The organism is Bacillus sp. FSL R9-9410, assembly GCF_038050385.1.
In the GTDB taxonomy this organism is placed as follows: domain Bacteria; phylum Bacillota; class Bacilli; order Bacillales; family Bacillaceae_G; genus Bacillus_A; species Bacillus_A cereus_U.
Genome location: NZ_JBBOTV010000001.1, coordinates 599,950 through 625,747 on the forward strand (window position 1 = coordinate 599,950; position 25,798 = coordinate 625,747).

Consider the following 25,798-nt stretch of genomic DNA (forward strand, 5'->3'; position numbering starts at 1 on the left):
GTTAAGCAGCAGCCTTTAAGAACCGATGAATTTAATAACAGTTGCAATAATGAAAAGTGTTGCGAAAAAACCAAATGAGACGATAAATCCTACCCCTGAATCAATAGCGTCATTGCGTTTACTTTGAACGTTTTGTTCAAAATCATTCATTTAGAATCCCTCCCCAACATTCCATTTTAGTATAGAATATTGTCAGAAAAAAATCTACAATTTCCATATGAAGCGAAATAGAGTATTTGTATACTTTTTCTAGTTAGTTAAGTAGCGTGAATTTTTCATTTCCAATCATGTTAACAGTTGGCACTTATACTAAGATTATTATTGTAAATAATAAAGGGAAGGTGATTACCGCACACCAATAAGAAATCCGGGGCTTATTGCGTGGCGTTTTATATAAATAAAGGGGCGGGTTATAAAGCCCGTCCCTTTGTACTTGTAAAACAAAAGCTAGGGCATTAGTATAAATATATATTGCCAAGTTAGGGAGTAGGAAAAAATATGAGTGATATACATAAGAAGATTAAAAAGAAACAGTTCGCTCCGTTGTATGTACTGTATGGAACGGAAGCCTATTTTATAAATGAAACGATAAAGCTTATTACAACGGAAGCGCTTGAAGAAGAAGATCGAGAGTTTAATGTTGTGACATACGATTTGGAAGAAGCGTATTTAGAAGATGTAGTTGAGGATGCGCATACGCTTCCTTTTTTTGGAGAGCGTAAAGTTATATTAATAAAATCACCATTATTTTTAACGGCACAAAAAGAAAAATTAGAACAAAATATAAAAATTTTAGAAGAATATATTGGGGAGCCATCTCCTTTTTCTATTCTTGTTTTTGTTGCGCCTTATGAAAAATTAGACGAACGAAAAAAAATTACAAAACTATTAAAGAAAACAGCGGATGTAATAGAGGCAAATGCCATGCAAGTGCAGGATGTTCAGAAATGGATTGTTTCTCGTGCGGATGAGGTGCATGTGCATATTGATAATGCAGCTGTTAGTTTGTTGTTAGAGCTTGTGGGAAGTAATGTAACAATGTTGGCGAAGGAAATGGACAAGTTAACGTTATACGTCGGTATGGGCGGAGAAATTACGCCAAAACTTGTCACGGAACTTGTGCCGAAATCTGTTGAGCAAAATGTTTTTGCTTTAACAGAAAAAGTGGTGAAAAAAGATATTGCTGGTGCGATGCAAATTTTAGACGGATTATTTACACAGCAGGAAGAACCAATTAAACTGCTCGCGTTATTAGTAAGTCAGTTCCGCGTGCTACATCAAGTGAAAGAGTTGCAACAGCGTGGTTACGGACAAAATCAAATCGCGTCCCATATTGGTGTACATCCGTACCGGGTAAAGTTGGCGATGAATCAAACGAAGTTTTTCTCTTTTGAAGAATTAAAAAAAGTTATTATAGAATTAGCGGAAGCTGATTATAGTATGAAGACTGGAAAGATGGATAAGAAACTTGTGCTTGAGTTTTTCTTAATGCGGTTAAATCATATGTAGTAACACAAAAAAGTTCACGTACTTAGTACGTGAACTTTTTTGTGTATATAAAAAACGATCCGAATGGATCGTTTTTTAAACGCCTTACGCGTTTACTTGTTTCGCTAAGCGAGATTTTTGACGAGCTGCAGCGTTTTGGTGGATAAGACCTTTACGAGCTGCTTTGTCAAGTTTTTTAGAAGCAGTTTTGAAAGCTTCTTTAGCATTTTCAAGATCGTTATTAGTAACTAAAGTTTCTACAGTTTTAACAGCAGTACGCATGTCAGACTTGATAGAAGCGTTATGTGAACGACGCTCTTCGCTAAGTTTAGCGCGTTTGATAGCAGATTTGATGTTTGCCATACTTTTCACCTCCCTGGTGCAATCGAATGACTCGATTCTTACATAGAACAAGTGATATTTTATCAAACGGTGAAGAGAATTGCAATAGTATATCAATGAAATTTCACGTAAAGGAAAGAATGACCTAATATAACTTGGGGAAATCTAACGATATTTACTATGAATTACGGAGGAGATACGATGAAAGAACCATTAGATTTAAGTAAATATAGTGTTAGAACTGACCTTGCTGTAGAGGCGCACCAAATGCTGCAAGAGCGCCAAGAAGAACAAAAAGGGATACAGGGAGTTATTGTAAAAGAGAGGGAAGAAGAGGGAGTTACAATTACAAAAGTAACTATTGATGAAATTGCATCTGAGTCGATGGGGAAAAAACCTGGGAGTTATTTAACTCTCGAGGTGCAAGGTATACGACAACAAGATACGGAACTTCAGCAAAAAGTAGAGCGTATTTTTGCAAAAGAATTTTCTTATTTCTTAGAAGAGGTTGGAGTTTCAAAAGAAGCGAGTTGTTTAATCGTAGGTCTTGGGAATTGGAATGTAACGCCGGATGCACTCGGACCGATAGTTGTAGAGAACGTACTGGTGACGAGACATTTGTTTAAATTGCAGCCTGAAAGTGTGGAAGAAGGGTTTAGACCTGTTAGTGCCATTCGTCCAGGGGTAATGGGAATTACAGGGATTGAAACGAGCGATGTCATTTACGGAATTATTGAGAAGACAAAACCAGACTTTGTCATCGCAATTGATGCATTAGCTGCGCGTTCTATTGAACGAGTAAATAGTACGATACAAATTTCTGATACAGGAATTCATCCAGGATCTGGTGTTGGGAATAAGCGTAAGGAACTAAGTAAAGAAACATTAGGTATTCCTGTTATTGCGATTGGTGTTCCAACTGTAGTAGACGCAGTTTCTATTACGAGTGATACGATCGATTTTATTTTGAAGCACTTTGGAAGAGAGATGAAAGAGGGACATAAGCCGTCACGATCTTTATTACCAGCGGGATTTTCATTTGGAGAAAAGAAAAAACTAACAGAAGAAGATATGCCGGATGAAAAGAGTCGAAATATGTTTTTAGGAGCTATTGGTACGTTAGAAGAAGAAGAAAAGAGAAAGTTGATTTATGAAGTGTTATCTCCTCTTGGTCATAATTTAATGGTAACCCCAAAAGAAGTAGATGCCTTTATTGAGGATATGGCAAATGTAATAGCAAGTGGTTTAAATGCAGCACTGCATCATCAGATTGATCAAGATAACACAGGGGCCTATACACATTGATGGAAAGAGCCAGAAATAGTTTGAGTCGATTTACGCTGTTATGTATATGCGGTACAGTCTTATGCTTGCTTATGATGATAGCTGGAGTGGGACTCGCTAATCATGGTCTGAAAAGTATGAAGGGGTATCGTCAGCTGTCATATGAACAAATTGCTCATATGACAGGAACAGAAGGCGCTGGGGCTGAATCAGAAATTTCGAGAGATACGTTTTCGGCTATTGAAAAACAAAAACAGTTAGAAAGCTTAAGAAGTTTTAATGTTGTAGAAGGTATCGGTATGGCGATAGCAAGTGTTGCTCGTGATATGACAAAGTTTGGAACGGATATAGTGGTTGGAGCAATAAAAGGGATTTTTAGTTAAGGATAGCGGGAAGGACGGTTGTCTTATTGGTTTGTAAGAGAGCTGTTCTTTAATTTGAAAAAGGTTTGTCTCTTATGGTTTGTTCGCATAAGATATAGATAGAGTGATTTGTATTGTAAGCAGCACGAGTTTTCATTGAATCTTTGCTGCTCTATTGATATAATCAGTGCTAGTGTATATTGGCGAGACTATTAGGAGTTGAGAACATAGATGAATAAAGAAGAAAGAGCAAAAAGACAGTCCAAAATTCGTAACTTCTCCATCATTGCTCACATTGACCACGGGAAATCAACGTTGGCAGACCGTATTTTGGAGAAAACAAACGCGTTGGCACAGCGCGAAATGAAGGCGCAATTACTTGACTCTATGGAGTTGGAGCGTGAGCGTGGTATTACAATTAAATTAAATGCGGTACAACTAACGTATAAAGCGAAAGACGGTGAAGAGTATATTCTTCACTTAATCGATACTCCAGGACACGTCGACTTTACGTACGAAGTATCTCGTAGTTTAGCGGCTTGTGAAGGTGCAATTCTTGTTGTGGATGCAGCGCAAGGAATTGAGGCGCAAACATTAGCGAACGTATATTTAGCGCTTGATAATAATTTAGAAATCTTACCAGTTATTAATAAAATCGACTTACCAAGTGCAGACCCAGAACGCGTACGTCAAGAGGTAGAAGATGTAATTGGTTTAGATGCATCGGAAGCTGTACTTGCTTCAGCGAAAGCTGGCATTGGTATTGAAGATATTTTAGAACAAATCGTTGAAAAGGTACCAGCTCCAACAGGTGATTCAGAAGAACCGTTACAATGTATGATTTTCGATTCTTTATATGATCCGTACCGCGGTGTAATTGCATATATCCGTGTTGTAAATGGAACGGTAAAAGTTGGCGATAAAGTACGTATGATGGCAACTGGAAAAGAATTTGAAGTAACAGAAGTAGGTGTATTTACACCGAAAACGACGCAACGTGACGAGTTAACAGTAGGTGATGTAGGTTTCTTAGCAGCATCTATTAAAAACGTAGGAGATACACGTGTTGGTGATACGATTACACATGCAAAGCGTCCAGCTGCAGGGCCGTTAAAAGGGTATCGTAAATTAAATCCAATGGTATTCTGTGGTTTATATCCAATCGATTCTGCACGTTATAACGACTTGCGTGATGCGTTAGAAAAACTAGAATTGAATGATTCTGCTCTTGAATTTGAGCCTGAAACATCTCAAGCTTTAGGTTTTGGTTTCCGTTGTGGTTTCTTAGGGCTGCTTCACATGGAGATTATTCAAGAACGTATTGAACGTGAATTCAAGATTGACTTAATTACAACAGCGCCAAGCGTTATTTATAAAGTGTATTTAACAAACGGTGAAGATCTTATTGTTGATAATCCATCTAATATGCCAGATCCACAGGCTATCGATCGTGTAGAAGAGCCGTTTGTGAAGGCTGCAATTATGGTTCCGAATGACTATGTTGGAGCTGTAATGGAAATTTGCCAAGGGAAACGTGGAACGTTTATTGATATGCAATATTTAGATGAAACACGTGTTACATTGACATATGAAATCCCGTTATCAGAAATCGTATATGATTTCTTCGATCAATTGAAATCAAATACGAAAGGATATGCATCATTTGACTACGAGTTAATTGGTTATAAACCATCTAAACTTGTGAAAATGGATATTCTTTTAAATAATGAACAAGTGGATGCTTTATCATTTATTGTACATCGTGATTCAGCGTATGACCGTGGTAAAGTAATTGTAGAGAAATTAAAGAAATTAATTCCAAGACAACAGTTTGAAGTGCCAATTCAGGCGACTATCGGAAATAAAGTTGTATCTCGTTCTACAATTAAGGCGATGCGTAAAAACGTACTTGCAAAATGTTACGGTGGTGACATTTCTCGTAAGCGTAAACTTCTTGATAAGCAAAAAGAAGGTAAAAAACGTATGAAGTCTGTTGGTTCTGTAGAAGTGCCGCAAGAAGCATTCATGGCTGTACTGAAAATGGATGATAACTAATAGAGTGAACTATAATTAGTAGGGATTTTTCTATTCTTCGCTAATTATTAGCCCGCACCAATCGTGATAAAAGTAGAAGCCGTTCGTTCGGCTTCTTTTTTATATGCTACTTTTTAGACATCTTAGCATCTCTCATTTACAATAGTGAGAGAGCTTTTTAGTGATTGATATAGAGTTAGGAGACTATTAATGTCCGAAAATATTCGAAAAGATATTCGAGAGAAAATACAAAAAGGTAATTTTAATTGCGAAAAGGAACTGACGCTTTCTATTATTAGTGGGAAGTGGAAAGTTGTGATATTGTGGCACTTAGGTGTGGAAGGTCCGCATCGTTTTAGTGAATTGCAACGTCTGTTCCCGAGCATTTCTCATAAAGTGTTGTCAAATCAATTGAAAGAGTTAATGGAGGACGGGATTGTTGATCGAACAGTATACCCGGAAATTCCTCCGCGTGTTGAGTACTATATGACGGAATTAGGTATGTCGCTTTTACCGATCGTTGAAATGATGTATGATTGGGGAAAAATGCGAATGGAACAAATCCGTAATACAGTAGAGAAGTAAAGAATCCTCCGAAGTGCGGAGGTTTTCTTTTTAGAAAGGTAGGAGTTATATTTGGTACAAGCTGCATATATTCATATTCCATTTTGTCAGCATATTTGTCACTATTGTGATTTTAATAAAGTATTTATTGAACGCCAACCGGTTGATCAATACTTACAATATTTAGAGAAAGAAATAATAAATACGGTTCAAAAAGTACCGTTTGAAAGTATGAAAACGATTTTTGTTGGCGGAGGAACTCCGACGGCATTAAATATGGAACAGACAAAAAAACTACTCGACATCATTAACCGTCGTTTGCGTCCATTTGCGCCGAATTGTGAATTAACATTTGAAGCGAATCCAGGTGATTTACCGAAAGAGAAGTTGAACGTATTGCTAGAAGGTGGAGTAAACCGAATTAGTTTTGGTGTGCAAACGTTTCGTGATGAGCTACTTGAGAAGATTGGACGTCAACATACGAGAGAAGATGCATTCGTAGCAATTCGAGAAGCGCAGGAAGTCGGTTTTACAAATATTAATGTAGATTTAATTTATGCTCTGCCAGGACAGACGATAGAAGATGTAAAGGAAACATTAGACATTGCCTTTACGCTTGGTGTGCAACATTTCTCGGCATATTCATTAATTGTGGAACCGAAAACAGTCTTTTATAACTTAATGAATAAAGGGAAATTAAGACTACCAGGTGAAGATCATGAAGCGAAAATGTACGAAATGGTAATGGATGAAATGGAGAAACATGGCTATAACCAGTATGAAATTAGCAATTTCTCAAAAGGTGATAATGAAAGTAGACATAATCTCACATACTGGAATAATGAAGAATATTATGGATTTGGAGCTGGAGCGCATAGTTATGTGAACGGAGAACGAATTCAAAATGTAGGTCCGCTTAAGCACTATTTCACTAAAATTGATGAAACTGAATTTCCATATTTAGACGTTCACGCAGTGACGGAGAAAGAAAAAATGGAAGAAGAGTTGTTCTTAGGGCTTAGAAAAACAAAAGGTGTTTCTAAGTTAGAATTCCAAAAGAAATTTAATGTGGAGATGGACCATGTTTTTGCAAAGCAGTTACAAAGTAATCAAGAACAAGGATTACTTGAAAACAGAGATGGACATGTTTGTTTAACGAGGAAAGGGAAACTATTAGGGAATGAAGTATTCCAGTCATTTCTGATTGATTAATTAAATGTGCCATAAGCGTGAAAAAGTTTCGTTATTTCGTGACGTTTCCGTTGACAATTGAATGTCAATTTTGGTAAGTTATTAATAGATTTAGCACTCGAAGACAAAGAGTGCTAACAGAGGTGATGATGAGATGCTTACGGAACGTCAGCTCTTAATTTTACAAACAATTGTTGATGACTTTATTGGATCAGCGCAACCAGTTGGTTCGAGGACGTTGGCGAAGAAAGATGAAATTACGTTTAGTTCAGCTACTATTCGAAATGAAATGGCTGATTTAGAAGAACTAGGATTTATTGAAAAAACGCATAGTTCTTCTGGGCGTGTTCCTTCTGAAAAAGGGTATCGTTTTTATGTAGACCATCTTTTAGCGCCACAAAACTTACCGACCGATGAAATTGTACAAATTAAAGATTTATTTGCTGAAAGAATTTTTGAAGCAGAAAAAATTGCACAACAATCAGCTCAAATTTTATCAGAGCTTACGAATTATACGGCCATTGTTCTTGGTCCGAAATTGAGCACAAATAAACTTAAAAATGTACAGATTGTACCGCTTGATCGTCAAACAGCAGTCGCTATTATTGTAACAGATACAGGGCATGTGCAAAGTAAAACGATTACCGTTCCGGAATCTGTTGATTTATCAGATTTAGAAAAAATGGTTAATATTTTAAATGAAAAGCTATCTGGTATACCTATGGCAGAACTTCATAATAAAATTTTAAAAGAGATTGTTACAGTGTTGCGTGGGTATGTTCATAATTACGATAGTGCAATAAAAATGTTGGATGGTACATTTCAAGTTCCTTTATCGGAAAAGATATACTTTGGAGGAAAAGCAAATATGCTTTCGCAGCCAGAGTTCCATGACATTCAAAAAGTAAGATCCTTGCTGACGATGATTGATAACGAAGCTGAGTTTTATGATATTTTGCGTCATAAACAAGTAGGTATTCAAGTGAAAATTGGCAGGGAAAATTCTTCGATAGCTATGGAAGATTGTAGTTTAATTTCTGCAACGTATTCGATTGGAGAAGAGCAACTTGGAACAATTGCGATTTTAGGTCCAACGAGAATGCAATACTCTCGTGTAATTAGTTTGTTGCAGTTATTTACAAGGCAATTTACTGATGGACTTAAAAAATAAATGAGAGTAATACATTCGCTCAAGTGATGGAAATTTCATTGCTGTGTGTAATATATAATGCTTAGGTAATCGTGCTAAGCGTGATACCTAATACCTTTTAAGGAGGTGAAAATTGTGGAAGAGCGTAACGAACAAGTGGTAGAAGAAGTGAAAGAAGCGCAAGTTGAAGAAGCTGTCACGACAGACAACAGTGAAGAAGCTGTAGAAGAAAAAAGTGAAGCTGCTCTTTTACAAGAAACAGTAGATGAGTTACAAGCGAAACTAACGGAAACGGAAGGTCGCACACTACGTCTACAAGCTGATTTTGAAAATCATAAGCGCCGCGTTCAAATGGATAAACAGGCTGCTGAAAAATATAGAGCACAAAGTCTTGTTTCAGATATTCTGCCAGCTCTTGATAATTTTGAAAGAGCAATGCAAGTGGAAGCAACTGATGATCAAATGAAGTCCTTATTACAAGGTATGGAAATGGTGCATCGTCAATTGTTAGAAGCGCTGACTAAAGAAGGTGTTGAAGCGATTGAAGCTGTTGGTAAACAGTTCGATCCTCATGAGCACCAAGCTGTTATGCAAGTAGAAGACAGTGAGTTTGAATCAAACGCGGTTGTGGAGGAATTCCAAAAAGGTTATAAACTAAAAGACCGTGTGATTCGCCCATCAATGGTAAAAGTAAATCAATAATTTACATAAATGTAGGAGGATTCGCTATGAGTAAAATTATCGGTATTGACTTAGGTACAACAAACTCTTGTGTAGCTGTTATGGAAGGTGGAGAACCAAAGGTTATCCCAAATCCAGAAGGAAATCGTACAACACCTTCTGTTGTAGCTTTCAAAAATGAAGAGCGTCAAGTTGGGGAAGTTGCGAAACGTCAAGCAATTACAAACCCAAATACAATCATGTCTGTTAAACGTCATATGGGTACAGACTATAAAGTAGAAGTTGAAGGTAAAGATTATACACCTCAAGAAATTTCTGCAATCATTTTACAAAACTTAAAAGCTTCTGCTGAAGCGTACTTAGGTGAAACAGTGACGAAAGCTGTTATTACAGTACCAGCATACTTCAACGATGCAGAACGCCAAGCGACAAAAGATGCTGGTCGTATTGCTGGTTTAGAAGTAGAGCGTATCATTAATGAACCAACAGCAGCAGCACTTGCTTACGGTTTAGAAAAACAAGATGAAGAACAAAAAATTCTAGTATATGACTTAGGTGGCGGTACGTTTGACGTATCTATCCTTGAGTTAGCAGATGGAACATTTGAAGTTATTTCAACTGCTGGTGACAACCGTCTTGGTGGAGATGACTTTGACCAAGTTATCATCGATCATTTAGTAGCTGAATTCAAAAAAGAAAATAGCATTGATTTAAGCCAAGATAAAATGGCACTTCAACGTTTGAAAGATGCAGCTGAAAAAGCGAAGAAAGATCTTTCTGGTGTAACACAAACACAAATTTCATTACCATTCATTAGTGCTGGAGCTGCTGGTCCATTACACTTAGAATTAACGTTAACAAGAGCTAAATTCGAAGAAATTTCAGCTGGTCTTGTTGAAAGAACATTAGAGCCAACTCGTCGTGCATTAAAAGACGCTGGTTTTTCTCCAAGCGAATTAGATAAAGTTATCCTTGTTGGTGGTTCTACTCGTATCCCAGCTGTACAAGAAGCAATTAAACGTGAAACTGGTAAAGAGCCATACAAAGGTGTAAACCCGGATGAAGTTGTAGCATTAGGTGCTGCAGTTCAAGGTGGCGTACTTACTGGTGATGTAGAGGGCGTTCTATTATTAGACGTAACTCCACTTTCTTTAGGTATCGAAACTATGGGTGGTGTGTTCACGAAATTAATCGAGCGTAACACTACAATTCCAACAAGTAAGTCACAAGTATTCTCAACAGCTGCTGATAACCAACCAGCGGTAGACATTCACGTACTACAAGGTGAACGTCCAATGTCAGCTGACAACAAAACATTAGGTCGTTTCCAATTAACAGACCTTCCGCCAGCACCACGTGGAATTCCACAAATCGAAGTAACATTCGATATTGATGCGAACGGTATCGTTAACGTACGTGCAAAAGACTTAGGAACAAGTAAAGAGCAAACTATTACAATCCAATCTTCTTCAGGTCTTTCTGATGAAGAAGTAGATCGTATGGTACAAGAAGCGGAATCAAATGCTGACGCTGACCAAAAACGTAAGGAAGAAGTTGAACTTCGTAACGAAGCTGACCAACTTGTATTCCAAACAGACAAAGTTGTAAAAGACTTAGAAGGTAAAGTAGATGCAGCTGAAGTAGCGAAAGCAACGGAAGCGAAAGAAGCATTACAAGCGGCAATCGAGAAAAACGAACTTGAAGAAATCCGTGTGAAAAAAGATGCTCTTCAAGAAATCGTACAACAATTAACTGTTAAATTATACGAGCAAGCTCAAGCGGCTGCAGGGCAAGCAGAAGGTGCACAAGGAGCACAAGACGCTGGCGCGAAAAAAGATAATGTAGTAGACGCTGAGTTTGAAGAAGTAAAAGAAGACAAGTAATACAGTGAAATAAAATAAGTAAGATGACAAAAAGTCAAAGTCAAGCGTGCCTTGGCTTTGGCTTTTTTCACGAATAAGAAGAAATGTGTGAGGAGCTTAAGTTTTTTATTTTGCATACTGTAAGTGAGGAAACTTTGTTGCAAAGCACTTTCTTTCGGTGTTAAAATTACGTTTATGTGAAAGATTCGGGGGTTGCAAATTTATGAATAAACGAGACTATTATGAGGTCCTTGGACTTAGCAAGGGTGCTTCTAAAGATGAAATAAAAAAAGCGTATCGTCGTTTGGCTAAAAAGTACCATCCAGACGTAAGTAAAGAAGAAAATGCAATTGAAAAGTTTAAAGAAGTACAAGAAGCATACGAAGTATTAAGTGACGATCAAAACCGCGCGCAGTATGATCAGTTTGGTCACGCGGGTCCGAATCAAGGTTTCGGTGGAGGCGACTTCGGTGGTGGCTTCGGATTTGAAGACATCTTCAGTTCATTCTTTGGTGGCGGTGGCGGCAGACGTCGTGATCCGAATGCTCCGCGTCAAGGTGCTGATTTACAATATCAAGTTACTTTAGAGTTTGAAGAAGCTATTTTTGGTAAAGAATTAAATGTTGAGATTCCAGTGGAGGATCCATGTGATACTTGTAAGGGTAGTGGAGCAAAACCAGGAACTTCAAAAGAAACATGTAAACATTGTTCAGGATCAGGGCAAGTAAGTGTAGAACAAAATACACCATTTGGGCGTATTGTAAACCGTCAAGCTTGTGGGCATTGTTCAGGAACAGGTCAAATGATTAAAGAGAAATGTACGACATGCCATGGTTCTGGTAAAGTTCGTAAACGCAAAAAAATCAATGTTAAAATTCCAGCTGGTATCGATAATGGTCAACAAATTCGTGTATCTGGAAAAGGTGAAGCAGGCGTAAATGGCGGACCGGCAGGTGACTTATATGTTGTTGTTCATGTGAGAAATCATGAATTCTTTGAACGCGAAGGGGATCACATTATTTGCGAAATGCCATTAACATTTGCGCAAATGGCACTTGGTGCGGAAGTAGAAGTTCCTACCGTTCATGGCAAAGTGAAGCTAAAAATTCCAGCAGGAACACAAACAGGAACAGAATTCCGCTTAAAAGGAAAAGGTGCTCCGAACGTACGTGGATATGGTCAAGGAGATCAATATGTAGTTGTTCGTGTTGTTGTGCCGACGAAATTAACTTCACATCAAAAAGATTTATTGCGTGAATTTGCAGGGCAAGAAGAGCAGGATGATAGCTTATTCAGAAAGCTTAAACGTGCTTTCAAAGGGGAATAATGGAAATGAAAAATGGAGTTGGTAAATTGTGAAATGGTCAGAAATTAGTATTCATACAACAGAAGAAGCAGTAGAAGCTGTCTCTCATATTTTGCATGAAGCAGGCGCTAGCGGGGTTGCGATTGAGGACCCAGCGGAGTTGACGAAAGAGCGCGAGCAACAATACGGTGAGATTTATGCACTTAACCCAGATGAATATCCAAGTGAGGGTGTTTTGGTAAAAGCATATTTCCCACAAACGGATTCTTTACACGAAACGGTTGCAGGTGTAAAATCATCTATTGATGCGCTACCATCTTTCGACATCGAAATTGGTACAGGAACTATTACAATTAATGAAGTCGATGAGGAAGATTGGGCTACTGCTTGGAAGAAGTATTATCATCCAGTTCAAATTTCTGATACATTCACAATTGTGCCGACGTGGGAAGAGTATACACCGTCTTCTCCAGATGAAAAAATTATTGAATTAGATCCAGGTATGGCATTTGGTACAGGGACACATCCAACAACAACGATGTGTATTCGTGCGTTAGAAAAAACGGTTCAGCCAGGTGATACTGTGATTGATGTGGGGACAGGTTCGGGGGTACTTAGTATTGCAGCAGCAAAATTAGGTGCGGTTTCTGTTCAAGCATATGATTTAGACCCAGTTGCAGTTGAAAGTGCAGAAATGAATGTGCGCTTAAATAAAACAGATGACATTGTCAATGTTGGACAGAATAGTCTGTTAGAAGGTATTGAAGGTCCAGTTGATGTAATCGTAGCAAATTTACTAGCGGAAATTATTCTTCTATTCCCTGAAGATGCAGCGAGAGTGGTGAAGCCAGGTGGATTATTTATTACATCTGGTATTATTGGAGCGAAAGAAAAAGTAATTTCTGAAGCGTTAGAAAAAGCTGGATTTTCAATTGAAGAAGTACTTCGAATGGAAGATTGGGTAGCAATTATTGCGCGAAATGCGTAATATAGATTTTAGTCTATAAAGAACAGGGGAGTCTCTCACCGTATAAGGTGAGGGACTTGCCGTTTGTTATATGAAAATGATAACGTTTCGTTCTTTTCGTAAGTGTTGACTTACGAAAGGAACGAAACTCTACTAAGGTGATTATATGCAACGTTATTTTGTAGAAGAGAAATATGTAAATGAGACAAGTATTCGCATAATGGGTGATGATGTCCATCACATCGCAAGAGTGATGCGTATGTCAGCTGGTGACCACATTTATTGCTGTGTAAATGGTAAAACAGCAGAGTGTTCAATTGCTGAAATTACCAGTGAATTTGTGGATACCACTATTGTAGAATGGGTAGAGGCGTCAAGCGAACTTCCTGTGTTCGTGACGATTGCAAGTGGACTGCCAAAAGGAGACAAGCTAGAGTTAATTTTTCAAAAAGGAACTGAGCTTGGGGCAGCTGCATTTTTACCATTTCAAGCATCTCGATCTATTGTAAAGTGGGATGCGAAAAAAACAGATAAAAAAGTTGAGCGTTTGAAAAAAATTGTAAAAGAAGCTGCGGAACAATCGCATAGAAGTGAAATTCCAGAAGTACACGTTCCCTCATCATTTAAACAACTGCTGTCGATGAGTAGCGAGTATGATGTTTGTCTTGTTGCGTATGAAGAAGAAGCGAAACAAGGTGAGAAATCTAATTTTGCGAAAGCTTTATCGACGATTAAACCAGGCCAAAAGCTGCTGATTGTATTTGGACCAGAAGGCGGTTTAGCGGAGGAAGAGATAACCGCACTTCGTGAACATAAATTTGTACCATGTAGTTTAGGACCAAGAATTTTAAGAACAGAAACGGCTCCGCTTTATGCGTTAAGTGCCGCTTCTTATCATTTTGAATTGATGGGGTGATAATCAATGGCAACTGTTGCGTTCCACACGTTAGGTTGTAAAGTAAACCACTATGAAACAGAAGCGATTTGGCAATTGTTTAAACAAGGTGGTTATGAAAGAACTGAATATGAAAAAAAATCTGATGTATATGTTATTAACACATGTACAGTAACAAATACTGGAGATAAAAAAAGCCGTCAAGTAATTAGACGTGCTGTACGTCTAAATCCAGATGCGGTAATTTGTGTAACTGGATGTTATGCACAAACATCTCCAGCAGAAATTATGGCAATTCCAGGTGTAGATATTGTTGTTGGTACGCAAGATCGTGAGAAGATGTTAGGATACATCGAAGAATTCCGTAAAGAGCGTCAACCAATTAATGCTGTCCGCAATATTATGAAAACACGTGTATATGAAGAGCTCGATGTACCATATTTCACGGACCGTACACGTGCATCTTTAAAAATACAAGAAGGTTGCAATAACTTCTGTACATTTTGCATCATTCCTTGGGCGCGTGGTTTAATGCGTTCTCGTGATGGAAAAGAAGTTATTAAACAAGCGCAGCAATTAGTAGATGCGGGCTATAAAGAAATCGTATTAACAGGTATTCATACAGGTGGATACGGTGAAGATATAAAAGAGTATAACTTAGCGGGATTACTGCGCGATATGGAAGCGAAAGTAGGCGGATTGAAACGCCTTCGTATTTCTTCTATTGAGGCGAGTCAAATTTCTGATGAAGTAATTGAAGTGTTAGATAAATCAGAAGTAGTTGTACGTCACTTGCATATTCCATTACAGTCAGGATCTAATACTGTATTGAAACGTATGCGCCGTAAGTATACGATGGAATTTTTCCAAGAGCGTTTAGATCGTTTGAAAGAAGCGTTACCAGGTCTTGCGATTACATCAGACGTAATTGTTGGATTCCCAGGCGAAACAGAAGAAGAATTCATGGAAACGTACAATTTCATTAAAGAGAATCGTTTCTCTGAATTACACGTTTTCCCTTATTCAAAACGTACTGGTACTCCAGCAGCACGTATGGAAGATCAAGTTCCTGAAGACGTGAAGAACGATCGTGTTCATCGTCTAATTGAGCTATCAAATCAATTAGCGAAAGAGTATGCTTCTGGATTTGAAGGTGAAGTACTTGAAATCATTCCGGAAGAGACATTTAAAGATGGCGACCGTGAAGGTTTATATGTAGGTTATACAGATAACTACTTAAAAATTGTGTTTGAAGGATCTGAAGAATTGATTGGTAAGCTAGTAAAAGTGAAAATTACAAAAGCTGGTTATCCATATAACGAAGCGCAGTTTGTTCGTGTTCTTGAAGATGATGTAAAAAAAGAATCAGCAAGCGCATGATAAAGTGAAACTTTAATCAGTGGGGGGGTGTTCATCCCCCACTGATTATTAGCCTTCACCAATCGGGCGTTTACTGCCCACAAATAGCGGGATAAAAAGCATGCAAACGACAAGGGTTTGCATGCTTTTTTCGTTCATGGAGAAGTTAAGTATTGAAAGAAGATGCAGTGGGTTATTCGGTAAATGAGTGTTTTTTGAGCGTATCCTTGTATAAAAAAGATCCAGTGATAAAAAAATATTTATTTTTAGGGGAAGAGATAACGGCTATCAACATAGTTTTTGAAAAAGGAAGAGCATTAATTCTTCTTTTATTCTGCCAAATAGTTGACCTGAAGTGATAAAATGTATTATAATCGTAAAAGACATGCTGAAGAAGTGTTTCTTTTTGCATGCTGAAGTTAGTATGTAAGTGTGATGTTTCGGAGGGAGGGAAAGAGAATGTCAAAAACAGTCGTTCGTAAAAACGAGTCTTTGGAGGATGCACTTCGCCGTTTTAAAAAGTCGGTTTCTAAAACTGGTACACTTGCTGAAGCAAGAAAGCGCGAGTTTTATGAAAAGCCAAGTGTAAAACGTAAGAAGAAATCTGAAGCGGCAAGAAAGCGTAAGTTCTAAGAGAGGGTGTAAGTTATGAGTCTTCTCGGTCGTTTAAACGATGATATGAAACAAGCGATGAAGAATAAACAAAAAGAAAAATTAACCGTTATTCGTATGGTTAAGGCTGCTTTACAAAATGAAGGTATTAAACTGCAACATACTCTTACTGAAGAAGAGGAATTAACAGTTTTAGCTCGTGAAGTAAAACAGTATAAGGACTCCCTCCTTGAATTTAAAAAAGCTGGTCGTGAAGACCTTGTTGATAAACTGCAAAGTGAAATTCAGATTTTAAGTGCATATTTGCCGGAGCAATTAACAGAAGAAGAACTAGCGGATATAATTAAGCAAGTTATTTCTGAAGTTGGTGCTACATCTAAAGCAGATATGGGTAAAGTGATGACTGCTGTTATGCCGAAAGTAAAAGGTAAAACAGACGGATCACTTGTGAATAAGCTGGTTATACAGCTATTAGCATAAAAAAGCGTCTCATTTCGTATGAGACGTTTTTTTATGCTTTTTTCAGTTTGGACGTGATATTACAAGCTCTTTTTTCATACATATGGGATGAGAGGGGGTCTTTTGAGATGAAGAAATTAGAACAAATGAAGAATTGGTTAACGAAGCAAATAGACCTGCCAGTGGATGTGTTAATGGATCTACCTCGGATCACGCTTGTTGGGCAAGTACATATCTATATAGAAAATCATCGAGGATTATTAGTGTTTTCAGATAAAGAGGTAAGATTGCTATTGAAACATGGTCAATTATTAATTAAAGGTCAATCCTTTGTTATTAAAACAATCCTTCCAGAAGAACTGTTGCTTGAAGGGATTATTGAACAAGTGACGTTTTTAGAAAATGAAAAGAAAGAGGATTGAGGAGAAACTTCCGTTTGTGAAGTTTTTCTTCGTTACCTTGTATTAACAGGCGATAACGTTCTGGCCTCAATATTCGGTTCGTACAAAGAGGATAGGTAGGAATTGAGTTCCACGTAAAAAACTGGCTCGTGAAGGTTAATAATTAGTGAGGATCAAGGAATCTGCTAATTTAGTACGAGCTAGTTTGATAATCGAATTGAAAAGTAGTGTATCTACTTTTAGAAAGGTAGTGGAGATAGTCGATGAAAAATAAATGGTTTATAAAATGGCTTGGGTATGTAAAGGTGCGAATTGAAGGTAGAGGAGCGGAACGCTTTGTTAACGAGTGTGTGCGGAGGAAATTACTCGTTTGGGATGTAAAGAAGATAGCTGATGAAACGTTAGTTTTTTGTATGTTATTACGAGATGTGAAAAAGATAAAACCAATTTATAGAAAAAATGAATGTAAATTATATTTTATTGGACGTTACGGTTTTCCGTTTTGGAATAAGCGTTTAATTAAAAATAGTGGATTTTTAATTGGGTTTTTAATATTTTTTTTCGGAATGATCGCATTGTCAAATATGGTGTGGAAAATTGAAATTACAGGAGCAAAACCTGAAACGGAATATATCTTGATGAAAGAATTGGACAAAATGGGTATAAAAAAAGGGAAATTACAGTTCCAAATGCCGAGTGTAGAAGATGTTCAACGTCATTTGACAGACAATATTAATGCGATTACTTGGGCGGGATTAGAAATAAGAGGGACAACATATCATTTTAAGATTGTTGAAAAAAATGAACCGAAAAAAGAAAGTGAACAACAGCCGCAAAACTTAGTAGCGAAAAAAGAAGGGATTATTACAAAAACATTTGTGGAAGTTGGGAAGCCTGTTGTCATGAAAAATGACCATGTAGAAAAGGGGCAACTTCTCGTCTCGGGGATGTATGGTAATGAGGAGAATCCGACAATTGTTTCGGCTAAAGGGATTGTATATGGAGAAACGTGGTACAAATCTGAGGTGGATGTTCCGTTAAAGACGCAATTTCAAGTGTATACTGGTAATTCGTATAATGAATATTTTCTTAAATTTGGGAGTGCTAAAATAAAAATATGGGGATTTCAACAGGATAAGTATAAACGCTCTCGTACTGAAAGCGTAAAACATGATGTGAAATTATTTGGATTCACATTACCAGTTGCATACGAGAAAGATATTGTACGAGAAGAGGAAGAAGCGAACCGAGAATATACCGAAAAACAAGCAATGAAAGTAGCGAAAGAGATGGCAGAAAAAGAACTGAAGAAAAAATTGGATGAACATGCTATGATTGTAAGTGATAACATTTTGAGTAAAGAGGTTGAGGCGGATCACCTAAAGGTCACATTACATTATACAGTGATTGAAAATATTGCAGAGCCACAACCAATATCTGAATTCGATATTCAAGGAGACTGAGTGATGGCAGAACAATTAGTAGAAATGAACCAACAATTGGAAAACCCTAACGAAGCAATCGCTCTTTTTGGGGTAAATGATGCTCATTTAAAAGTAATTGAACGAGAACTTAGTGTATCGATTGTGACTAGAGGAGAATCTGTTCGTGTATCTGGGGCAGATGAAACTGTGGTACTCGTAGAAAAAATCTTACAACAGTTACTTGTTGTTATCCGTAAAGGTGTATCAATTTCGGAAAGAGATGTTGCGTATGCGATTCAGCTTGGGCAACAAGGGAAAATTGCTCAATTCGAAGAGTTATATGAAGAGGAAATTTTTAAAACAGCAAAAGGTAAATCCATTCGTGTGAAAACGATGGGGCAAAGACGATATATTCATGCAATGAAAAAGAATGATATTGTATTTGGGATAGGGCCTGCTGGGACAGGAAAAACATACTTAGCCGTAGTGATGGCTGTGAGAGCTTTAAAGCAAGGGTATGTAAAGAAAATTATTTTAACAAGACCTGCTGTAGAAGCTGGAGAGAGTTTAGGGTTTTTACCAGGTGATTTGAAAGAAAAAGTAGATCCGTATTTACGTCCACTATATGATGCGTTACATGATATTCTTGGACAAGAATATACACAACGTATGATGGAACGTGGTGTAATTGAAATTGCACCTCTTGCTTATATGAGAGGGCGTACTCTTGATGATTCATTTGTTATATTAGATGAGGCGCAAAATACGACTGGTGTTCAAATGAAAATGTTTTTAACACGATTAGGTTTTAGTTCTAAAATGGTTATTACGGGGGATCCCTCACAGGTAGACTTACCAAAAGGGGTAAAGTCAGGTCTTTCTATTGCTGCTAATATTTTATCTGGTGTATCAGGTCTTTCGTTCATTACATTGGAACAAACGGACGTTGTGAGACACCGGTTAGTGCAACGTATTATTGAGGCATATGATAAAATGGAATGATCCTATTTGTCAGGATCATTTCTTTTTGTATGATAAGGTTGGCGAAGGACATGTTTTTTACTATCATTAAAGACGAGAGAAATAAACTATAGGTGATGGTCTATAAAAATATGGTCCTAAAAAGCATCGTTGGCTGGAAGAAATGAAAGCTATGAATAGTTTCACTTTATTTCTGGAGAGGAGAAGGTATTGAAATCATGTCAAGATCTCAAGAAATTTCTAAGTGGTTTCGTGATTTACAACATTCGAAAAAACTAAGTTGGATTTCTTACGTTTTATTAGGAGCGGTACTGTTTTTTGCACTTATGAATAATGTGAAACCAGAGCAATTAGATGTTAAAGAGCTCGATATTGCTAAAAAAACAATTCACTCTCCTGTTAAAATTGAAGATAAATCCGCAACAGCGAAAAAGAAAAAAGAAGCCGCTCAAAAGGTTGAGGATAAATATACATATAAAAGCGAATATAAGCAAAATAAAGTGGATATTGTAAATTCCGTCTTTGATGCGGTAAGTGAAGTAGAGGCAGAGGCTAAATCGACTGGCCCAGACGAATATAAAAAAATTTCTGATGTGGATAAATTGGACAAGTTAAAGAAGAAATTACCAACAGATTTAGCGAAAAGCTTAACAGATTCGATATTGCTGAAATTTATTAATGCTGATTCAAGTCAATTGTCATTGGCGAAGGATGCGGCTGTAACAGCGGTTAATAAAATTATGAGTGAACACATTAAGATGGATCAAGAAGAAGTTGCAAGAGAACGATTTGTTACTGAAATGAGTAGCGTAAGTATAAGCAGTGATTTAAAAGTTGCGGTGAATGCACTAGGGAAGTATGCGGTTACAGCGAACTATTTTTATGATTCAGCTGCGACGAAAGATAGTCAAAAAATAGCGGAAGATTCAGTTGCATCAGTTTTTATCCTTCAAGGGCAAGTTCTTGTGAAAGAAGGCGATACGATTTCACGAGAAGCATATGAGCAGTTGAAGTTAGCCGGATTGTTAGAGAAGGGCAATACCTTCCAACCTTATGTTGGTCTGGCTGTACTTATTTGTGTGTTATTGTACTTTATGCATAAGCAATTTGAAGTGTTTTTACAGCGAAAAAGAGAAGATAGACCGTATGTTTTAGCATATATCACAATTTTGTCTATCACGATTGTTTTAATGAAAATCATTAGTTTGTTTCAAAAACTTGAATATGCAGGAATCGCGTATGTTGTTCCAGTTGCGATGGGAACAATACTTGTAAAATTAATGATTGGTGATAGATTTGTATTTTTAACGAGCATGATCTTTTCTGTGTGCGGAAGTATTATGTTTAATGAAGGTGTAACGAGTACACTGAATTATAGTGTGGGGATTTATGTTTTATTAAGTTCATTATCAGTTAGTATTTTCTTGAGAGAAAAAAATCGTCGTACGATGATTTTACAAGCTGGTATACTCGTTTCTGTATTAAATGTAGTCGTATTAGCGGCGTTGTTATTATTGCGAAATGGGAATTTTTCACCTCTTGAAATTGGGATACAATTATTAATGGCTGCAGTTTCAGGGATTATCTCTTCTGTTCTAGCTATGGGGATTTTACCGTATTTAGAAAGTGGCCTTGGGATTGTATCGAGTATGAAGTTGATGGAACTTTCAAGTCCGAATCACCCGCTCTTGCGCAAAATTTTATTAGAAGCACCAGGTACATATCACCATAGTGTAATGGTAGCCAATCTTTCAGAAGCTGCATGCGAAGCGGTTGGAGCAAACGGAGTATTAGCACGTGTAGGGGCGTATTATCATGATGTAGGGAAAACAGTACAACCGCAGTTTTTTATTGAAAACCAGATGGGGATTGAAAACCCGCATGATAGATTAGACCCTGTAACGAGTAAAGATATTATAATTGCTCATGTAACCGATGGGGTGAGAATGTTAGAAGAACACCATATACCTCAAGAAATTATCGATATCGCTGGACAGCATCATGGTACAACGTTGCTTAAATATTTTTACTATAAGGCGATTAAAGAAGATAAAGAGAAATATACTGAGGAAATGTTCCGCTATCCAGGGTCAAAAGCAACTTCTAAAGAGTCGGCAATCATTGGTATTGCTGATAGTGTAGAAGCGGCGGTACGTTCAATGAATCATCCAACGCCAGATCAAATCAATAATTTAGTGCAAAGTATCATTAGAGATCGTTTGCAAGATGGTCAATTTAGTGAATGTGATTTGACATTTAAGGAACTACAAATCGTTGGAAAAACGTTATGTGAAACGTTAAATGGTATTTTTCATTCCCGTATTACATATCCGGAACCGCCGGAAGAAAAGGAGAAAGAATGAGTTTATTAATTGATTTTATTGATGAAACAGACGAAGTGAAAGACGAGTATATAAGCTTGATTCGAGGGTTGGTAGAGAAAGCAGCCCAAATGGAAAAGATAGAAGAAGGAGCAGAATTATCGGTTACGTTTGTAGATAATGAACGTATTCGTGAAATAAACCGTGATTACCGAGATAAGGATCAGCCTACGGACGTTATTTCTTTCGCCATGGAAGAAATGGGAGAAGGTGAAATGGAAATTGTCGGTGTGGAGATGCCGCGTATGTTAGGAGATCTTATTATTTCTATTCCAAGAGCAAAAGAACAAGCGGAAGAATATGGACATTCTTTTGATCGAGAACTTGGGTTTTTAGCACTACATGGCTTTTTGCATTTGCTTGGTTATGATCATATGACAGAAGAAGATGAAAAAGAAATGTTTGGAAGACAAAAAGAAATTTTAGAGGCCTTTGGATTAGGACGATGAAAAAAGGAAAACTTTTAGATAGTTTTGGATATGCTATAGCTGGTATATACTTTTGTCTTCGTCATGAACGAAATATGAAAATTCATTCTTTAGCCGCAGTCATTGTTATGTGCTGCGGCTTTTATTTCCATATTACAACAACGGAATGGATTGTATTACTTATTGTGATAGGGATTGTAATGAGTTTAGAAATGGTGAATACGGCTATTGAAAAAACAGTAGATTTAGCAACCGCCGATATTCATCCGTTTGCGAAAATTGCAAAGGATGTTGCGGCGGGGGCAGTTTTATTGTTTGCAATTATAGCTGCTGTAATTGGTGCTATTATCTTTTTACCGTATATGGTATAGTTGCATTCCGAAGCTTTTATTAAGCTTTGGGAGCGCCGTGAAGGCCTTTAATGAAAGAGTGTATCTATTCACATCTGTGAACGGAAAGGATGCGGGAATATGAATAGCAAACAATTAATTCAAGAAGCAACCGAAGCGCGTAAACGAGCGTACGTACCATATTCTAAATTTCAAGTAGGTGCAGCTTTACTAACTCAGGATGGAAAAATATATCGTGGATGTAATGTTGAAAATGCATCATATGGTTTATGTAACTGTGCAGAAAGAACAGCGTTATTTAAGGCGATTTCTGAAGGAGATAACGAGTTTGTAGCTATTGCAGTCGTAGCAGATACAAAGCGTCCAGTACCTCCTTGTGGAGCATGTCGACAAGTTATGGTAGAATTATGTAAACAGGATACGAAAGTATACCTATCAAACTTACATGGTGATGTTCAAGAGACAACAGTCGGAGAATTGTTACCAGGAGCATTTTTAGCGGAGGATTTACATGAATAGAAAAGGTTATAAATCAGGTTTTGTCTCTATTATTGGCAGACCGAATGTTGGGAAATCTACATTTTTAAATCGTATTATTGGCCAAAAAATTGCTATTATGAGCGATAAGCCACAAACAACTCGTAATAAAATTCAAGGTGTATATACAGAAAATGATTCACAAGTAGTTTTCATTGATACACCAGGAATACATAAACCTAAACATAAACTAGGCGATTTCATGGTGAAGATGGCTCAAACGACATTAAAAGAAGTTGATATTGTTCTGTTTATGGTCAATGCAACTGAAGGATATGGTCGTGGTGAGGAATTTATTATTGAGAAATTACAAGAAACGAAACAACCGGTATTTTTAGTAATTAATAAAATTGACCAAGTTCATCCAGAGCAATTATTAGCGTTAATTGATCAATACCGTAAACTATATGAGTTCGCGGAGATTGTGCCAATTTCTGCATTGGACGGTAATAACGTTGAAGCGTTAATCGGAGCAATTAAAAAGTATTTACCAGAAGGACCGCAATATTACCCGGATAATCAAGTAACGGATCATCCAGAGCGATTTATTATTTCAGAGCTTATTCGTGAAAAAGTATTACATTTAACACGTGAAGAAGTACCGCATTCTGTAGCGGTTGTTATTGATGCAATTCAAAAGCGTGAGGGCGGAGCGGTTTATATAAACGCAACGATTGTTGTTGAACGTGCATCACAAAAAGGAATTATTATAGGTAAGCAAGGGAAGATGTTAAAAGAAGTCGGTAAGCGAGCTCGCTTTGACATTGAAGCACTTCTTGGTTCTAAAGTATTTTTAGAAGTATGGGTGAAAGTGCAAAAAGATTGGCGTAATAAGATGTCACAGCTTCGTGACCTTGGTTTCCGTGAAGACGAGTATTAATATGAAGTAAAGTTGTGATCAGTGGGTGTTTTGTTCATCCACTGATTATTGGTTTTTATGAACCTTGATAAATTAGGAAAATTTTTTCTCACATGAAAATGAACAAAATGGGTCAACTTAATAACAACAAAAGAAATTGCTTTATAGGCTACGCTTATTGAGAAAGGTGGATTCTTATGCTAGATTTTACCTGGAAGTTTTTCTCCAAAACAGGAAGCATTGAAACGTATTTGCTTTTGAAAGAAATGGAAAAAGACGTAAACGATGAGATGGATCAACATGAAGAGGAGTTAGCGCATCTAGACTCTCCAATTTCTTGACCCGTTTTGTTCAAACCTTGGATGGTGACGAACATGTTTCAAAAAGTTGAGGGCATTGTCATCCGTACAACAGATTACGGAGAAACAAATAAGATTGTTACAATATACTCACGGGAATTTGGTAAGATAAGTGCAATGGCAAGAGGGGCGAAAAAACCGAAGAGTCGGTTAGCGGCTATTTCGCAACTTATGACACATGGTCATTTTCTTATTCAAATTGGATCTGGACTTGGAACTTTGCAACAAGGCGAGATTATTTCATCTATGAAAGAAATTCGCGAGGATATATTTTTAACTGCTTATGCATCATTTATTATCGAATTAACTGATAAAGCAACAGAAGATAAGAAGCATAATCCGTATTTATTTGAAATGTTATATCAAACGTTGCATTATATGTGTGAGGGTGTTGACCCAGAAGCATTATCATTAATTTATCAAACGAAAATGCTTCCGGTATTAGGGATGCACCCGTACTTTGATACATGTGCTATTTGTCATCAAGAAACAGATTTTGTCGCCTTCTCTGTCAGGGAAGGCGGTTTTCTGTGCTCGCGTCATGCGGAACAAGATCCGTATCGTATTCCGGTGGGAGAGGCTGTTCATAAATTATTACGTCTCTTTCTTCACTTCGATTTACACCGGCTCGGTAATGTATCGGTGAAGGATAGTACAAAAAAACAAATGCGTACAGTATTGAATACATATTATGATGAATATTGTGGGATTTATTTGAAAACAAGGCGTTTCTTGGAACAACTTGATAAGTTTCAAATATAAAAAGGGCCGTATACGGTCCTTTTTACATACTTTCTTTTTCGAATAGCATATTTAGTATATAATATTTAAGAGATAGTATAACTTTTTTCGTTGTGCATTAAAGGTGGTGATTATCATAGAGCTGAATAAACGGCAAGAGCATATCATTCAGATTGTAAAAGATCACGGTCCTATTACAGGGGAGTCAATTGCTGGGCAATTGGGTTTAACACGTGCAACGCTAAGACCAGACTTAGCAATTTTAACGATGGCTGGTTATTTAGAAGCACGTCCACGCGTAGGTTATTTTTATACGGGTAAAACTGGGGGACAGCTATTATCTGAAGCTGTTAAGAAAATTAAAGTGCAAGATTATCAATCTAGACCGGCTGTAATTGATAAAAATGTATCAGTATACGATGCAATCTGTGCTATGTTTCTAGAGGACGTTGGTACATTATTTGTTGTAGATCAAGCTACTTTATTAGTTGGCGTTGTATCTCGTAAAGATTTATTACGAGCTAGCTTAGGAAAGCAGGATTTAACCTCTCTTCCGGTTAATATTATCATGACAAGGATGCCAAACATTGCGATGTGTCGCAGGGAGGATTCTTTATATGATATTGCGATGGAATTAATAGAAAGACAGATTGATGCGATGCCGGTTGTGAAGGATACGAAACAAGGTTTAGAAGTGATTGGGCGAATTACAAAAACAAATATTACACGTGCGTTTGTAAATTTAGTAAATAACGAATAAGTGTAATTTGTTTAAAGTGAG

General features: G+C 37.3%; 29 protein-coding genes. 27 read left to right on the top strand and 2 right to left on the bottom strand.

Going from position 1 to position 25,798, the window contains the following annotated elements; translation table 11 throughout:
• Positions 1-15: 15 nt before the first annotated feature.
• The gene (locus MKX77_RS03285; RefSeq protein ID WP_000997609.1) at positions 16-150 is read right to left on the bottom strand and encodes a YqzM family protein; all 135 of its coding nucleotides are present in this window, start codon (positions 148-150) and stop codon (positions 16-18) included.
• 348 nt (positions 151-498) lie between these two features.
• Here MKX77_RS03285 and holA point away from each other — a divergent pair, with 348 nt between their 5' ends.
• A complete protein-coding gene (gene holA, locus MKX77_RS03290) occupies positions 499-1,509 on the top strand; it encodes a DNA polymerase III subunit delta (protein ID WP_341305825.1) in 1,011 nt (336 codons plus the stop codon).
• 84 nt (positions 1,510-1,593) lie between these two features.
• Here holA and rpsT read toward each other — a convergent pair whose 3' ends face one another.
• Positions 1,594-1,851 (bottom strand): 30S ribosomal protein S20, encoded by a 258-nt coding sequence (gene rpsT, locus MKX77_RS03295; RefSeq protein WP_002088694.1) that lies wholly within the window; start codon positions 1,849-1,851, stop codon positions 1,594-1,596.
• Positions 1,852-2,031: 180 nt separating this feature from the next.
• Between rpsT and gpr the strand changes: the two genes are divergently transcribed.
• The 26 genes from gpr (at position 2,032) to MKX77_RS03425 (ending at position 25,777) form a co-directional block, all read left to right on the top strand.
• The gene (gpr, locus tag MKX77_RS03300; protein WP_215554222.1) at positions 2,032-3,135 is read left to right on the top strand and encodes a GPR endopeptidase; all 1,104 of its coding nucleotides are present in this window, start codon (positions 2,032-2,034) and stop codon (positions 3,133-3,135) included.
• Positions 3,135-3,497 (top strand): DUF3679 domain-containing protein, encoded by a 363-nt coding sequence (locus tag MKX77_RS03305; RefSeq protein ID WP_215554221.1) that lies wholly within the window; start codon positions 3,135-3,137, stop codon positions 3,495-3,497. Before gpr ends, MKX77_RS03305 begins: the two co-directional genes overlap by 1 nt.
• Before the next feature lie 210 nt (positions 3,498-3,707).
• Positions 3,708-5,531, top strand: coding sequence for an elongation factor 4 (lepA, locus tag MKX77_RS03310; protein WP_002088690.1), 1,824 nt, complete (start codon positions 3,708-3,710; stop codon positions 5,529-5,531).
• 189 nt (positions 5,532-5,720) lie between these two features.
• A complete protein-coding gene (locus MKX77_RS03315) occupies positions 5,721-6,095 on the top strand; it encodes a winged helix-turn-helix transcriptional regulator (protein ID WP_002015203.1) in 375 nt (124 codons plus the stop codon).
• A 51-nt stretch (positions 6,096-6,146) separates the two neighbouring features.
• Positions 6,147-7,286 (top strand): radical SAM family heme chaperone HemW, encoded by a 1,140-nt coding sequence (hemW, locus tag MKX77_RS03320; RefSeq protein WP_341305826.1) that lies wholly within the window; start codon positions 6,147-6,149, stop codon positions 7,284-7,286.
• Between the two features lie 133 nt (positions 7,287-7,419).
• Entirely contained in the window at positions 7,420-8,436 is a 1,017-nt protein-coding gene (gene hrcA, locus MKX77_RS03325) for a heat-inducible transcriptional repressor HrcA (protein ID WP_215554218.1), read from the top strand.
• Between the two features lie 114 nt (positions 8,437-8,550).
• Positions 8,551-9,117, top strand: a complete 567-nt coding sequence (gene grpE, locus MKX77_RS03330) for a nucleotide exchange factor GrpE (protein ID WP_002111906.1) — start codon at positions 8,551-8,553, stop codon at positions 9,115-9,117.
• Positions 9,118-9,143: 26 nt separating this feature from the next.
• Positions 9,144-10,979, top strand: a complete 1,836-nt coding sequence (gene dnaK, locus MKX77_RS03335) for a chaperone protein DnaK (RefSeq protein ID WP_002111905.1) — start codon at positions 9,144-9,146, stop codon at positions 10,977-10,979.
• Positions 10,980-11,181: 202 nt separating this feature from the next.
• Positions 11,182-12,285 carry a chaperone protein DnaJ gene (gene dnaJ, locus MKX77_RS03340; RefSeq protein WP_341305827.1) on the top strand — a complete coding sequence of 368 codons (1,104 nt, stop codon included), beginning with the start codon at positions 11,182-11,184 and terminating at the stop codon, positions 12,283-12,285.
• 28 nt (positions 12,286-12,313) lie between these two features.
• Complete coding sequence (prmA, locus tag MKX77_RS03345; protein ID WP_341305828.1) at positions 12,314-13,252, top strand: 50S ribosomal protein L11 methyltransferase; 939 nt, start codon at positions 12,314-12,316, stop codon at positions 13,250-13,252.
• A gap of 145 nt (positions 13,253-13,397) precedes the next feature.
• Complete coding sequence (locus tag MKX77_RS03350) at positions 13,398-14,147, top strand: 16S rRNA (uracil(1498)-N(3))-methyltransferase (protein WP_341305829.1); 750 nt, start codon at positions 13,398-13,400, stop codon at positions 14,145-14,147.
• 6 nt (positions 14,148-14,153) lie between these two features.
• Entirely contained in the window at positions 14,154-15,506 is a 1,353-nt protein-coding gene (gene mtaB / locus MKX77_RS03355) for a tRNA (N(6)-L-threonylcarbamoyladenosine(37)-C(2))-methylthiotransferase MtaB (protein WP_215554216.1), read from the top strand.
• Between the two features lie 152 nt (positions 15,507-15,658).
• Positions 15,659-15,844 carry a hypothetical protein gene (locus tag MKX77_RS03360; RefSeq protein WP_341305830.1) on the top strand — a complete coding sequence of 62 codons (186 nt, stop codon included), beginning with the start codon at positions 15,659-15,661 and terminating at the stop codon, positions 15,842-15,844.
• A gap of 100 nt (positions 15,845-15,944) precedes the next feature.
• Entirely contained in the window at positions 15,945-16,118 is a 174-nt protein-coding gene (gene rpsU, locus MKX77_RS03365) for a 30S ribosomal protein S21 (RefSeq protein ID WP_002088683.1), read from the top strand.
• A 15-nt stretch (positions 16,119-16,133) separates the two neighbouring features.
• Positions 16,134-16,577: a GatB/YqeY domain-containing protein gene (locus MKX77_RS03370; RefSeq protein ID WP_000054578.1), complete on the top strand. Its 444-nt coding sequence runs from the start codon at positions 16,134-16,136 to the stop codon at positions 16,575-16,577.
• Positions 16,578-16,684: 107 nt separating this feature from the next.
• Positions 16,685-16,978 (top strand): sporulation protein YqfC, encoded by a 294-nt coding sequence (yqfC, locus tag MKX77_RS03375; protein ID WP_341305831.1) that lies wholly within the window; start codon positions 16,685-16,687, stop codon positions 16,976-16,978.
• Between the two features lie 242 nt (positions 16,979-17,220).
• Positions 17,221-18,420 carry a sporulation protein YqfD gene (yqfD, locus tag MKX77_RS03380; protein WP_002111891.1) on the top strand — a complete coding sequence of 400 codons (1,200 nt, stop codon included), beginning with the start codon at positions 17,221-17,223 and terminating at the stop codon, positions 18,418-18,420.
• Positions 18,421-18,423: 3 nt separating this feature from the next.
• On the top strand, positions 18,424-19,383 hold the full coding sequence (locus MKX77_RS03385; RefSeq protein ID WP_215554215.1) for a PhoH family protein: 960 nt from the start codon (positions 18,424-18,426) through the stop codon (positions 19,381-19,383).
• Positions 19,384-19,580: 197 nt separating this feature from the next.
• On the top strand, positions 19,581-21,725 hold the full coding sequence (locus MKX77_RS03390; RefSeq protein ID WP_341305832.1) for an HD family phosphohydrolase: 2,145 nt from the start codon (positions 19,581-19,583) through the stop codon (positions 21,723-21,725).
• A complete protein-coding gene (gene ybeY, locus MKX77_RS03395) occupies positions 21,722-22,192 on the top strand; it encodes an rRNA maturation RNase YbeY (RefSeq protein ID WP_215554213.1) in 471 nt (156 codons plus the stop codon). The genes MKX77_RS03390 and ybeY overlap by 4 nt, the downstream gene beginning before the upstream one ends.
• Positions 22,189-22,542, top strand: a complete 354-nt coding sequence (locus tag MKX77_RS03400) for a diacylglycerol kinase family protein (RefSeq protein ID WP_215554212.1) — start codon at positions 22,189-22,191, stop codon at positions 22,540-22,542. The genes ybeY and MKX77_RS03400 overlap by 4 nt, the downstream gene beginning before the upstream one ends.
• Positions 22,543-22,641: 99 nt before the next feature.
• Complete coding sequence (locus tag MKX77_RS03405) at positions 22,642-23,040, top strand: cytidine deaminase (RefSeq protein ID WP_002111886.1); 399 nt, start codon at positions 22,642-22,644, stop codon at positions 23,038-23,040.
• On the top strand, positions 23,033-23,938 hold the full coding sequence (gene era, locus MKX77_RS03410; protein WP_002160449.1) for a GTPase Era: 906 nt from the start codon (positions 23,033-23,035) through the stop codon (positions 23,936-23,938). Before MKX77_RS03405 ends, era begins: the two co-directional genes overlap by 8 nt.
• A gap of 176 nt (positions 23,939-24,114) precedes the next feature.
• Positions 24,115-24,258: a YqzL family protein gene (locus tag MKX77_RS03415; RefSeq protein ID WP_000883924.1), complete on the top strand. Its 144-nt coding sequence runs from the start codon at positions 24,115-24,117 to the stop codon at positions 24,256-24,258.
• A 33-nt stretch (positions 24,259-24,291) separates the two neighbouring features.
• Entirely contained in the window at positions 24,292-25,038 is a 747-nt protein-coding gene (gene recO, locus MKX77_RS03420) for a DNA repair protein RecO (protein WP_016106175.1), read from the top strand.
• Between the two features lie 106 nt (positions 25,039-25,144).
• Complete coding sequence (locus tag MKX77_RS03425; RefSeq protein ID WP_215556635.1) at positions 25,145-25,777, top strand: helix-turn-helix transcriptional regulator; 633 nt, start codon at positions 25,145-25,147, stop codon at positions 25,775-25,777.
• Positions 25,778-25,798 lie beyond the last annotated feature (21 nt).